14 protein-coding genes are annotated in these 12,388 nt (G+C 64.1%); 11 read left to right on the top strand and 3 right to left on the bottom strand.

Going from position 1 to position 12,388, the window contains the following annotated elements; genetic code table 11:
- Positions 1 to 69 precede the first annotated feature (69 nt).
- From ACE3SS_RS08700 to ACE3SS_RS08740, 9 genes are all read left to right on the top strand, one after another.
- Positions 70 to 552: an ATP synthase subunit I gene (locus ACE3SS_RS08700; protein WP_374592989.1), complete on the top strand. Its 483-nt coding sequence runs from the start codon at positions 70 to 72 to the stop codon at positions 550 to 552.
- A 7-nt stretch (positions 553 to 559) separates the two neighbouring features.
- A complete protein-coding gene (atpB, locus tag ACE3SS_RS08705; RefSeq protein WP_374592963.1) occupies positions 560 to 1,456 on the top strand; it encodes a F0F1 ATP synthase subunit A in 897 nt (298 codons plus the stop codon).
- Positions 1,457 to 1,535: 79 nt separating this feature from the next.
- Positions 1,536 to 1,784 (top strand): F0F1 ATP synthase subunit C, encoded by a 249-nt coding sequence (gene atpE / locus ACE3SS_RS08710; RefSeq protein WP_374592965.1) that lies wholly within the window; start codon positions 1,536 to 1,538, stop codon positions 1,782 to 1,784.
- A gap of 53 nt (positions 1,785 to 1,837) precedes the next feature.
- Complete coding sequence (locus tag ACE3SS_RS08715; RefSeq protein ID WP_374592967.1) at positions 1,838 to 2,308, top strand: F0F1 ATP synthase subunit B; 471 nt, start codon at positions 1,838 to 1,840, stop codon at positions 2,306 to 2,308.
- Positions 2,309 to 2,310: 2 nt separating this feature from the next.
- The gene (locus ACE3SS_RS08720) at positions 2,311 to 2,844 is read left to right on the top strand and encodes a F0F1 ATP synthase subunit delta (RefSeq protein WP_374592969.1); all 534 of its coding nucleotides are present in this window, start codon (positions 2,311 to 2,313) and stop codon (positions 2,842 to 2,844) included.
- A gap of 84 nt (positions 2,845 to 2,928) precedes the next feature.
- Positions 2,929 to 4,482: a F0F1 ATP synthase subunit alpha gene (atpA, locus tag ACE3SS_RS08725; protein ID WP_374592971.1), complete on the top strand. Its 1,554-nt coding sequence runs from the start codon at positions 2,929 to 2,931 to the stop codon at positions 4,480 to 4,482.
- A 35-nt stretch (positions 4,483 to 4,517) separates the two neighbouring features.
- A complete protein-coding gene (atpG, locus tag ACE3SS_RS08730; protein WP_374592973.1) occupies positions 4,518 to 5,390 on the top strand; it encodes a F0F1 ATP synthase subunit gamma in 873 nt (290 codons plus the stop codon).
- A gap of 32 nt (positions 5,391 to 5,422) precedes the next feature.
- A complete protein-coding gene (gene atpD, locus ACE3SS_RS08735) occupies positions 5,423 to 6,835 on the top strand; it encodes a F0F1 ATP synthase subunit beta (RefSeq protein WP_374592975.1) in 1,413 nt (470 codons plus the stop codon).
- Between the two features lie 64 nt (positions 6,836 to 6,899).
- A complete protein-coding gene (locus ACE3SS_RS08740; RefSeq protein ID WP_374592977.1) occupies positions 6,900 to 7,316 on the top strand; it encodes a F0F1 ATP synthase subunit epsilon in 417 nt (138 codons plus the stop codon).
- A gap of 88 nt (positions 7,317 to 7,404) precedes the next feature.
- On the opposite strand, the gene ACE3SS_RS08745 is transcribed toward ACE3SS_RS08740, so the two are convergent.
- The 3 genes from ACE3SS_RS08745 to ACE3SS_RS08755 form a co-directional block, all read right to left on the bottom strand.
- Entirely contained in the window at positions 7,405 to 7,908 is a 504-nt protein-coding gene (locus ACE3SS_RS08745) for a TPM domain-containing protein (RefSeq protein ID WP_374592979.1), read from the bottom strand.
- A 73-nt stretch (positions 7,909 to 7,981) separates the two neighbouring features.
- On the bottom strand, positions 7,982 to 8,908 hold the full coding sequence (locus ACE3SS_RS08750; protein WP_374592981.1) for a YgcG family protein: 927 nt from the start codon (positions 8,906 to 8,908) through the stop codon (positions 7,982 to 7,984).
- Positions 8,909 to 9,517: a LemA family protein gene (locus ACE3SS_RS08755; protein ID WP_374592983.1), complete on the bottom strand. Its 609-nt coding sequence runs from the start codon at positions 9,515 to 9,517 to the stop codon at positions 8,909 to 8,911.
- A gap of 154 nt (positions 9,518 to 9,671) precedes the next feature.
- Here ACE3SS_RS08755 and hemE point away from each other — a divergent pair, with 154 nt between their 5' ends.
- Together hemE and ACE3SS_RS08765 are read left to right on the top strand one after the other, a co-directional pair.
- Positions 9,672 to 10,805: a uroporphyrinogen decarboxylase gene (gene hemE / locus ACE3SS_RS08760; protein WP_374592985.1), complete on the top strand. Its 1,134-nt coding sequence runs from the start codon at positions 9,672 to 9,674 to the stop codon at positions 10,803 to 10,805.
- Between the two features lie 424 nt (positions 10,806 to 11,229).
- Positions 11,230 to 12,388: DEAD/DEAH box helicase (locus tag ACE3SS_RS08765; protein ID WP_374592987.1), on the top strand; the 1,159-nt coding region annotated here is incomplete at its 3' end.

Here is a 12,388-nt window from a genome sequence, read left to right on the forward strand (position 1 = left end):
CTACTGGCCAACATGCCCAAACCGTCTCAGCAACCAGCGCAGACGGAAGAAGCAAAGCCCAGTCGATTGGTGCAGGGGCGCGATTCGACCGATGAATGGACCGACGAGGTCATCGAAGATCCGCCCGTCAAGCCGCTGACCCGCGAAGAAGCGCAAGCTCTCGTGGCGCAATGGCCGGCGATCTCCCCGTGGCATGTGCTGATGGTGCAAGCGCTTGCGGGTGTGCTGGTGACCTTGTTGAGCGGGTTTTTGACCCGCAGCGCGAGTGGGGTGGTATCGGCGCTGTATGGCGCTGCCGCCGTGGTCGTGCCTGGAGCGCTGTTGGCCTGGGGGCTGACCAGCCGGCCGGGTGCGGCGCCGGGGGGGCTTCCCGTGCGGTTCATGTTCTGGGAGTTCGTGAAGCTGGCGATGGCCTGTGCCATGCTGGTTTCGGCTGTGCGTGTGGTGCACAACCTGAATTGGCCGGCCATGCTGGTCGCTTTGGTTGTGTGCATGAAAACAAGTTGGCTGGTGCCCCTGTGGTGGCGCCGGTCTGGCAAACAAGCTAGATGAATAAACGATGAGCGCAGAACATCAAGTAGCGGAACACGCGCCCAACGCTGGTGAGTACATCACCCACCACTTGACTCACCTGACCAATCGGGTGCAGACGGGCATTGCCGACTTCTCGACGTCGCAGCCGGTCTTCAAGCTTGACTCGCTGTTCTGGTCCATCCTGCTGGGTGTGATAGGTTGCTTTGTGCTGTGGCGCGTCGCCCGCAACGTAACATCGGGTCGCCCGGGCCGTTTGCAAGCTGCCATCGAATTCCTGGTCGAAATGGTCGACACTCAGGCCAAGGGCATCATCCATAACGCCGAGTCGCGCAAGGCTGTTGCACCCCTGGCGCTCACTGCTTTCGTCTGGATCTTCCTGATGAACGCGATGGACTTGCTGCCGCTCGACCTGATTCCCCGCATCTGGAGCGGAATCTACGAAGCCAAGGGCATGAATCCTCACGAGGCCTTCATGCGCTCGGTGCCCACCGCCGACTTGTCGATCACGCTCGGCCTGTCCATCACCGTGCTGGGTGCCTGCCTGTACTACAACATCAAGATCAAGGGTCTGGTCGGCTGGGTCAAGGAGCTCTTCACGGCGCCCTTCCATGCTCACGGGCCGATGGCGCTGGCGCTGGCTCCGATGAACTTCCTGCTGAACCTCATCGAGTTCGCTGCCAAGACCATCTCGCACGGCATGCGGTTGTTCGGCAACATGTTCGCTGGTGAACTGGTGTTCATGCTGATCGCCCTGATGGGTGCGGTCGGTTTTTCGTCGGCTGGCGGCATTGCCCTGTGGGTGGGCAACGTGATCGCCGGTTCGGCATGGGCCATCTTCCACATCCTGATCATCACGCTGCAGGCCTTCATCTTCATGATGTTGACGCTGGTGTACGTGGGCCAGGCTCACGACAGCCACTGAACCGGGCTGGTGGTCAAACGGTTTTCTTTCCCTTTCCTTTCTTCTTTCTTTTCTCTCGTAACCTGAACTAGGAGCAATCATGGAACACGTGTTGGGTAGCGTCGCGCTGGCTTGCGGTCTGATCATCGGTCTGGGCGCCATCGGTGCTTGTATCGGTATCGCGCTGATGGGCGGCAAGTACCTCGAAGCTTCGGCTCGTCAGCCTGAACTGATGAACGAACTGCAAACCAAGATGTTCCTGCTGGCTGGTCTGATCGATGCGGCCTTCCTGATCGGCGTGGGTATCGCCATGCTGTTCGCCTTCGCCAATCCGTTCGTGGCCAAGTGATCGGTCTTTCTCGACTCATCTGATTTATTGATTAACCGAGAAAGGTCCGAGCCGTGAATCTGAACGCAACACTGTTTGCTCAGATCGCCGTCTTCGCGATCCTGTGGTGGTTCACGATGAAATTCGTGTGGCCGCCCATCACGAAGGCGCTGGATGAGCGCGCACAGAAAGTCGCGGACGGTCTGGCAGCGGCCGACAAGGCCAAGGCTGAACTGGCAGCGGCAAACAGCCGCGTCAAGGAGCAGCTTGCGCAATCCGCCGACGAGATGACCAAGCGCCTGGCTGACGCTGAAAAGCGTGCCCAGGCCATCGTCGAAGAGGCGAAGAAGCGTGCTGACGAAGAAGGCGCCAAGATCGTCGCTGCTGCCAAGGCCGAGGCCGAGCAGCAGGTGGTCGCCGCCCGGGAGGCGCTTCGCGAGCAAGTTGCTGGCCTGGCCGTCAAGGGCGCCGAGCAGATCCTGCGTCGCGAAATCAACGCTGGCGTTCACGCCGAGCTGTTGAGCCGTCTCAAGACGGAGCTCTGATCATGGCCGAGCTCGCTACCATCGCCCGCCCTTACGCTGAAGCTCTGTTCCAGGTCGCGCGTCACAACGACGCCAAGGCCTGGGGCGAGCAGGTGCAAGCGCTGGCGCAAGTCGCGGCGGATGCTTCGTTTCGTCAGTTCGCTGACAACCCGAAAGTCTCCAGCGACCAGGTGTTCGACGTGATTGCTTCGGCATCGCGTCAAACGCTGGCGCCGGCCGTCCAGAACTTCCTGCGCACCGTGATCGAGAACGGCCGCACCGTGGCCCTGCCGGCGATTGCCGAGCAGTACCACACGCTGGTCAACGCCCTGTCGGGCGTGAGCGACGTGACCATCCACAGTGCCTATCCGATCGATTCGGCAGCGCTGCCCGAGGTGGTCGCCGCGCTTGAAAAGCGTTTTGGTCGCAAGTTGAGCGCGAGCGTCGTGATCGATCCTGACCTGATTGGCGGCATTCGAGCTGTGGTTGGCGACGAGGTGCTGGACACCTCGGTCAAGGCCCGGCTCGATAGCATGAAGGTGGCCCTCACAGCGTGAGCTGACGTGTACCCGTTGTAGGTTGCCGGTGATGAGCTCCGAGCGAGCGCACCGACAACCTGCAGCAAGCATTGGGAGCAAGCAATGCAACTGAACCCTGCAGAAATTTCCGAACTGATCAAAAGCCGCATCGAGGGTCTTGGTGCCGCTGCTGACATCCGCAATCAAGGTACCGTCGTCTCCGTGACCGACGGTATCGTCCGCATCCACGGCTTGTCCGATGTGATGCAGGGCGAAATGCTTGAATTCCCCGCCACCAAGAGCGGCCAGCCGACGTTCGGCATGGCGCTGAACCTCGAGCGCGACTCCGTCGGCGCCGTGATTCTGGGCGAGTACGAGCACATCTCCGAAGGCGATCTGGTCAAGTGCACCGGCCGCATTCTGGAAGTCCCCGTGGGCCCCGAGCTGGTGGGTCGTGTGGTGAACGCCCTGGGTCAGCCGATCGACGGCAAGGGCCCGATCAACGCCAAGCTGAGCTCGCCGGTCGAGAAGATCGCTCCGGGCGTGATCGCGCGTGAATCCGTCGGTCAGCCGCTGCAGACCGGTCTGAAGTCCATCGACTCGATGGTGCCGATCGGCCGTGGCCAGCGCGAGCTGATCATCGGCGACCGCCAAACTGGCAAGACCGCCGTCGCCATCGACGCGATCATCAACCAGAAGGGTCAAGGCGTGACCTGTATCTACGTGGCCATCGGTCAGAAGGCTTCGTCGATCAAGAACGTCGTGCGCGCACTCGAGCAATCGGGCGCCATGGCCTACACCATCGTGGTGGCCGCAACGGCGTCCGAATCGGCTGCCATGCAGTACATCTCGGCCTACTCGGGCTGCGCGATGGGCGAATACTTCCGCGATCGCGGCGAAGATGCTCTGATCGTGTATGACGACCTGTCCAAGCAGGCCGTGGCTTATCGCCAAGTGTCGCTGCTGCTGCGTCGTCCGCCGGGCCGCGAAGCCTTCCCTGGCGACGTGTTCTATCTCCACAGCCGTCTGCTGGAGCGTGCCGCTCGCGTGAACGCCGACTACGTCGAAGCATTCACCAAGGGTGAAGTGAAGGGCAAGACCGGTTCGCTGACCGCGCTGCCCATCATCGAAACCCAAGCCGGTGACGTGTCCGCTTTCGTGCCGACCAACGTGATCTCGATCACCGACGGTCAGATCTTCCTGGAAACCAGCCTGTTCAACGCCGGTATCCGCCCCGCCATCAACGCCGGTATCTCGGTGTCTCGCGTGGGTGGCGCCGCTCAGACCAAGCTGATCAAGGGCCTGTCCGGCGGTATCCGTACCGACTTGGCGCAGTACCGTGAACTGGCCGCGTTCGCGCAGTTCGCGTCCGACCTTGACGAAGCCACCCGCAAGCAGCTCGACCGCGGCGCCCGTGTGACCGAACTGCTCAAGCAGGCTCAGTACGCACCGCTGCCGATCTCCCTGATGGGCGCGACGCTTTATGCCGTGAACAAGGGCTTCCTCGACGATGTCGAAGTGAAGAAGGTGTTGGCTTTCGAAGCGGGCCTGCACCAATTCCTGAAGACCAGCCACGCTGCCTTGGTGAGCAAGCTCGAAGCCAACAAGGCGCTCGACAAGGACGCCGAGGCCGAGCTGCAAGGCGCGATCGCCGCGTTCAAGAAGACCTTCGCCTAACCCCACCCTGACAACGACCCCATAGGAGAGACGTCATGGCAGGCGGCAAGGAAATACGCGGCAAGATCAAGAGCGTCGAGAACACGAAGAAGATCACCAAGGCCATGGAGATGGTCGCGGCTTCGAAGATGCGCAAGGCGCAGGATCGCATGCGTGCGGCCCGCCCCTACGCCGAGAAGGTCCGCGCCATCACGGCCAACCTGGCCCAGGCCAACCCCGAATACGTCCATGCATTCATGAAGGCCCCTGAAAAGGCCGTCAAGAAGGTGGGCTACATCGTGGTGTCGACCGACAAGGGCCTGTGCGGTGGTCTGAACACCAACGTGCTGCGCGCCTTCACCAACAAGCTCAAGGAGCAAGAAGGTGCAGGCGTGAAGGGCGAGGTCGTGGCGATCGGCAACAAGGCTTTCGGTTTTGCCAACCGCAGCGGTGTCAAGGTGGTGGCGCACACCGTGCAACTTGGCGACACGCCACACCTCGAGCGTCTGATCGGCCCCGTGAAGGTGCTGCTCGACGCGTATTCGGAAGGCAAGCTCGACGCGGTCTACCTCTGCTACACGCGCTTCATCAACACGATGCGCCAGGAGGCGGTGGTCGATCAGTTGCTGCCGTTGGCCGCCGAGCGCATGGCGGTCGAGTCGGGCGCGCATCGCTGGGATTACATCTACGAACCAGACGCGAAGACAGTCATCGACGATCTGATGGTGCGCTACGTTGAGGCGCTGATCTATCAGGCCGTGGCCGAGAACATGGCGTCGGAGCAATCAGCACGCATGGTCGCGATGAAGGCGGCGACCGACAACGCAGGTAGCGTGATTGGCGAGTTGAAGCTGGTCTACAACAAGACCCGCCAGGCCGCGATCACCAAAGAGTTGTCCGAGATCGTGGCGGGTGCCGCGGCGGTTTGATCACACGAATTTTTTGATTGAAGGAACGAAAAATGGCTAGCACACAAGCAGTGGGCAAGATCGTTCAGTGCATCGGCGCCGTGGTGGACGTGGAGTTCCCGCGCGACCAGATGCCCAAGGTGTACGACGCCCTGAAGATGGACGGCTCCGCGCTGACCCTCGAGGTGCAACAGCAGCTCGGTGACGGCGTGGTGCGTACCATCGCCCTGGGTTCGTCGGACGGATTGCGTCGCGGCATGCAGGTGACCAATACCAATGCGCCGATCACGGTGCCGGTTGGCAAGGCCACGCTGGGACGCATCATGGACGTTTTGGGCAACCCCATCGACGAGCGCGGCCCGGTTGATCAGGCGTTGAGCTCGTCGATCCACCGCAAGGCTCCGGCGTACGACGATCTGTCGCCTTCGCAGGAACTGCTCGAAACCGGTATCAAGGTGATCGACCTGGTCTGCCCGTTCGCCAAGGGCGGCAAGGTGGGTCTGTTCGGTGGCGCCGGTGTGGGCAAGACCGTGAACATGATGGAGCTCATCAACAACATCGCCAAGGCTCACTCGGGTCTGTCGGTGTTCGCTGGCGTGGGCGAGCGTACCCGCGAGGGCAACGACTTCTATCACGAGATGGCCGATTCGGGCGTGGTGAACCTCGAGAACCTGGGCGAGTCCAAGGTGGCCATGGTTTACGGCCAGATGAACGAGCCGCCGGGCAACCGTCTGCGCGTGGCATTGACCGGTCTGACCATTGCAGAGTCGTTCCGCGATGAAGGCCGCGACGTGCTGTTCTTCGTGGACAACATCTACCGCTACACCCTGGCCGGCACCGAAGTGTCCGCGCTGCTGGGTCGTATGCCGTCGGCCGTGGGTTATCAGCCGACGCTGGCCGAGGAAATGGGCCGTCTGCAAGAGCGGATCACGTCGACCAAGGTCGGTTCGATCACCTCGATCCAGGCCGTTTACGTGCCTGCTGATGACTTGACCGACCCGTCGCCTGCCACCACCTTCGCTCACTTGGACTCGACCGTGGTGCTGAGCCGTGACATCGCCGCGCTGGGTATCTACCCCGCCGTGGACCCGCTCGACTCGACCTCGCGTCAGCTGGACCCGCACGTGGTGGGTGAAGAGCACTATGGCACCGCTCGCGCCGTGCAAGGCACGCTGCAGCGCTACAAGGAACTGCGCGACATCATCGCGATTCTGGGTATGGACGAACTGGCGCCGGAAGACAAGCTGGTGGTGGCTCGTGCTCGCAAGATCCAGCGCTTCCTGTCGCAGCCGTTCCACGTGGCCGAAGTGTTCACGGGCTCGCCTGGCAAGTACGTGCCGCTGAAGGAAACCATCCGCGGCTTCAAGATGATCGTGGCCGGTGAGTGCGACAGCCTCCCCGAGCAGGCCTTCTACATGGTCGGCACGATCGACGAAGCCTTCGAGAAGGCCAAGACCCTGAACTAAGGCATTGCCTGCGCCCCTGTCTGGCCTCGGTCTGGCGGGGGTGGCTGCAACGAAAGGCACCTACATGTCCTCCATCCACGTTGACGTCGTGTCCGCCGAAGAGTCGATCTTTTCGGGCGAGGCCAAGCTTGTGGCGCTGCCGGGCGAAAGTGGCGAGCTGGGCATTCTGCCCAAGCACACGCCGCTGATCACCCGCATCAGGCCTGGGGCGGTGCGCATCGAGCGTGCAGACAACGGCGAAGAAGAGTTCGTCTTCGTTGCCGGTGGCATTCTCGAAGTGCAACCTGACCGCGTGACCGTTCTGGCCGACACCGCCATCCGCGGCAAGGATCTGGACGAGGCCAAGGCCAATGAGGCCAAGCGTCTGGCCGAGGAAGCGATCAAGAACGCCAAGAGCGATGTCGATCTGGCTGCGGCGCAAGCCGAGCTGATCGAGATGGTTGCTCAGCTGGCGGCGGTTCGCCGCTTCCGTCGCAAGTGATCGCTGCGGACTGCCGGTAACGGTGGTTCACGCATCCAACAGCCCGTCAGGCGCAAGCCGGCGGGCTGTTTTTCTTGGTGCGCGGGCTTCAGCGCAAGTCCGGCGCGTCGGGGAGCTGATTGCCCGGCTTATGGCCTTGCGGCGGGTAAGCCGACTGCAATACCTGGCTGACGCCGTCCACCGCGACTTGCAAGCCTTGCTCGATGGCGCCTTGGCGCAAATGCTGCTGCGCGTCGGCGAGCACCGCGTGCCAGTGCGGCGCCAGCGTGATCCGGCCCAGGCCGCGGTCGGCAACGATCTCGATGGCATGTTCGGCCAGCAGCAGATAGATGAGCACGCCGTTGTTGTGCTCGGTGTCCCAGACACGCAATTCGCTGAAGATCTCGGCTGCGCGTTGTCGAGCCGACACGTCTTGCCACAGGTGACGCCAGGGCAGGGCGGACTCGATGCACAGGCGGATCTCGCCGTCGTGCAGCTGCTCGCTGCGGCGCACGTGCTCGGTCAGCCGGGACAGGGCCGCGTGGTCGAGCAGGCGGCGCGCGTCGCGCTCGTCGAACCAGCGGTGGGTGAGGATGCGCTTCCAGCGTGGCATGTCGATCTCGCGTTGCGGTCCGGTTGGGCTCTGTCGCCTGGTGTGTCGTGGTCGGGGGGATGTTCGAGCGGTGCTACCAACGTCCGGAGGCACCGCCGCCACCGAAATCACCGCCACCACCCGACGAGAAGCCGCCGCTTGAACCGCCACCCCAGCTGCCTCCCGATCCACCGCCCCAACCACCATAGCCGGGGGTCGCCAGACTGCCACGCCGCGAGCCGACACCCATCACCCCCACCAGCAGCAATGCGAGGAAAGCCGCGGCCAAGGCAATCAGCAGACTGGTGCTGAGCACCCAGCCCAGCCAACCCAAGGCACCGGCTGTGAGCAGCCCGCCGAGCTTGCGCCCGAAGATGGCCGTGAGGACGCCGCCCACCACCGGTACGCCGACGAACAAAAACAGCGCCAGCGTCTGCCACAGGCCCCCGCCGGTATCGGTTGGGCGAGGTGCTGGGCGCGTGGCTTGCGAGCCAGGCCCGGCGGGCAGCTTCTCGGCGCGGACCAGATTGAACACGGCGTCGAGCCCGGCGTTCAGCCCGCCGGCAAAGTCGCCCTGCTTGAAAGCGGGCACGATGGTTTGATCGATCACGCGTTTGGCGGCCAGGTCGGGCACCGCGCCTTCGAGCGCCTTGCTCACCTCGAGGCGAACGGTGCGGTCGTTGCGGGCCACGACGATCAGCAGACCGTCGCCTGCCTTGGCTCGGCCGATCTTCCAGGTTTCGGCCACGCGCTGGGCGTAGGCGGCGGCGTCTTCGGGCTGCGTGGTGGGTACCAGCAGCACGACGATCTGCGTGCCCGCGTTAGCCTCGAAGCCGGCCAGCTTGGCTTCGAGTGCGGCGCGCTGGCGAGGCTGCAGGGTGCTGGTCTGGTCGATGACGCGGGCGTTGAGCGGCGGCACCGGCAGAACGTCTTGCGCGCGTGCCGGAGCCATGCCCATCCAGCACAACAGAGCGGCCAGCAGCAGCGCCGTCAGCCAGCTGTCGAGTCTGGCGGGGTGCATTTATTTCTTGTCGAAGTTGACGGCCGGCGGCGTGCTGATCTGGGCTTCGTTCTGCACCGTGAAGACGGGCTTGGGCGGGTAGTGGAAGACCATCGCCGTCAGGTTGGTCGGGAAGCTGCGGGCCAGCACGTTGTACGTTTCGACCGACTTGATGTAGCGGTTGCGCGCCACGGTGATGCGGTTCTCGGTGCCTTCGAGCTGCACGCGCAAATCCTGAAAGCCCTGGTTGGCCTTCAGGTTGGGGTAGTTCTCGCTGACCACCATCAGGCGCGACAGCGCGCCGGTGAGCTCACCTTGAGCGGCCTGGAACTTCTGGAAGGCCTCGGGGTTGTTGACCAGCTCTGGCGTGGCCTGGATGCTGGTGGCCTTGGCGCGCGCCTCGATCACCTTGGTGAGCGTCTCCTGCTCGAAATTGGCTTCGCCCTTGACCGATGCGACGATGTTGGGGATGAGATCGGCGCGGCGCTGGTATTGGTTGAGCACCTCGGACCACGCGGCCTTGGTGGCCTCGTCTTCGCGCTGGAAATCGTTGTAGCCGCAACCGGTGAGCGAGAGCGCGGTGGCGGACAGAGCAAGGGTGGAAGCGAGAGAAAGCAGACGGCGGCGCATGAGCGGGAGTCTCCAATAACGACGCGACAACAGCGCGACAACAACGAGCTATGACACCTTCGCAGATGAGGCCGCGTGCCGCGCAATTCAAGGGGCGGTGCTGCGCAGCCTAGCACGCTGACGCGAGGGCGCCGAGGCTTTCTACAATGTCGGGATGACCTCCGCCACCCCCCCCTTCGCTTTGCCCGCCCTCCACAATGACCGTTTCCTGCGTGCCTGCCTGCGTTTGCCCACCGACGTCACGCCCTTGTGGCTGATGCGGCAGGCCGGGCGCTATCTGCCCGAGTACAACGCCACCCGGGCGCGGGCCGGCAGCTTCATGGGGCTGGCGACCAACCCGGACTACGCCTGCGAGGTGACGCTGCAGCCGCTCGATCGTTACCCGCTCGATGCGGCCATCCTGTTTTCAGACATCCTCACCGTGCCCGACGCCATGGGGCTGGGTTTGAGCTTCGCCGCTGGCGAGGGCCCGCGCTTCGCCAACCCGGTCCGCACCGAAGCCGACGTGGCCAAGCTGGCCGCGCCTGACCTCGACAAGCTGCGTTACGTGTTCGACGCCGTCAGCACCATCCGTAAGGCGCTGGCGCAGCCCGGCGCGGATGGCGTGGTGAAGGGCCGCGTGCCGCTGATCGGCTTCTCGGGCAGCCCCTGGACGCTGGCCTGCTACATGGTCGAAGGCGGCGGGTCGGACGACTTCCGCCTCGTCAAGACCATGCTCTACAGCCGGCCCGACCTGATGCACCGCATCTTGCAGATCAACGCCGACGCCGTGGCCGCCTACCTCAATGCGCAGATCGAAGCCGGCGCCCAGGCCGTGATGATCTTCGACTCGTGGGGCGGTGCGCTGGCCGACGGCGCCTTCCAGCAATTCAGCCTGGCCTACACCCAGCGCGTGCTGGCGCAATTGAAGACCGAGCACGACGGCTGCCGCATCCCGCGCATCGTCTTCACCAAGGGCGGCGGCTTGTGGATCGAGCAGATCGCCGAGCGCGACGTGGACGTGGTGGGCGTGGACTGGACGCTCGGCCTGGGCGAAGCGCGCCGCCGCGTGGGCGACCGCGTGGCCATCCAGGGCAACCTCGACCCGATGGTGCTGTTCTCGGGCCCGGAGCAGATCCGCGCCGAAGTGGCGCGCCTGCTCGACAGCTTCGGCCCGATGCGCAACGCCGATGGCAGCCACGCCGGCCACATCTTCAATCTGGGGCATGGCATCAACCAGCACACCCCGCCTGAGAGCGTCGCGGTGCTGGTCGAGGCGGTACACAGCTACTCTCGGCGCCTGCGCTGAGTCAATTTGGGGCCGCCGGCTGACACGCTGGGCCCCTTCTTTACGACAAATGGCGTAAACCATTCGGGTGGGTTGTCGCACTGCTCGGCCGGGTTCGCTTGCGAAGCGTCAAATGCAAGCCGGGTTTTTACGGGGTGGGCCTGTACTCAGTGCTTGACTTATCCCCAAAAATGGGCGTGCGACAGCGCCGTGTCGAACTGATGACGAGGGCTTGACAACGCGCGGCGGAGCTGAGCTAAGTGCTTGATTTATATGGCGAACTTGAGCTGCCCTTTTTGTAGGCAATGCAAGCTGATTTGAAGCCTGACAAGCAGTTAGCGCGTCTTTGCGCAGCTTGCTCACAAAGTTATCCACAGTTCGAGTGGACAGGTTTGAAACCCTTAAGAATCAGTGACTTAGCCAGCTTTTCTAAGAATCAACCCGAATGACCGTGAACAAGCTCACAAATTCGCCGTCTTCGGAAGAGCCACTCGACCCTGCGTCGTCAGGGTTGTCGGCAGGGGGGGTTGTATACCGTTTGCGCGTTGCGGTGGATGCCCCCCAGCACAGCGGCATCGGGGCGCCGCTGGATTATTTGTGTGAGCGCACGCTTACGCCTGGAGCATTGACACGAGCACCATTTGGGCGGCGAACGGTGACCGGCGTGGTCTGGCACGGCGCGTCCGACGGCACCGTTGCCGAGGCGGCGCTCAAGCCGGTGGCCGAGGTGTGGGCCGAGTTGCCGCCGTTGCCCGCGAGTTGGCTGCGCCTGGTCGAGTTCACGGCCGGCTATTACCAGCGCGGGATCGGCGAGGTGGCGCTCAGCGTGCTGCCGCCCGAGCTGCGCCAGCTCGACGGCACCCAGCTGGCGCGGCGCCTCAAGCGTCTGCAACGGGAGCTGGACAAAGAGGGCCAAGACGCGTCGGTGGACGCTGGCACGCCCGCCGACGCCTGGCCCGAGCCCAGCCCCGAGCAGGCCGCCGCGCTGACGGCCTTGGCCGCGCCCCAGCCCGAGGGCGCCGCCCCGCGCGTGACCTTGCTGCACGGCGCCACCGGCAGCGGCAAGACCGAGGTCTACCTGCGCGAGGTGCAGCGCGTGCTCGACGCGGGCCGGCAGGCGCTGGTGCTGGTGCCCGAGATCAACCTGACGCCGCAGCTGCACGGCCGCTTTGCCGCGCGCTTCGGCAGCCGGCGCGTGGTGGCGCTGCACAGCGGCCTCACGCCGGCGCAGCGCCTGCAGCACTGGCTGCGTGCTCACTTGGGCCATGCCGACGTGGTGCTGGGCACGCGCCTGGCCGTCTTCACGCCGCTGCCGCGCCTGGGGCTGGTGGTGGTCGACGAAGAGCACGAGCCGTCCTACAAGCAGCAAGAGGGCGCGCGGTATTCAGCGCGAGACTTGGCCGTGATGCGCGGGCGCATCGAGGGCGTGCCGGTGATCCTCGGCTCGGCCACGCCGTCCATCGAAACCTGGCACAACGCCCAACCGGCGAGCGAAGGCGGCGCGGGCCGCTACCAGCGGCTGGGCATGCCCGCGCGCATCGGCGGCGGGGGCATGCCCACCGTGCGACTGCTTGATATGAGCCGCCTGCCCAAGACCAGCGCGC

This window comes from Aquabacterium sp., assembly GCF_041915145.1.
Taxonomy (GTDB): Bacteria; Pseudomonadota; Gammaproteobacteria; order Burkholderiales; family Burkholderiaceae_C; genus Aquabacterium.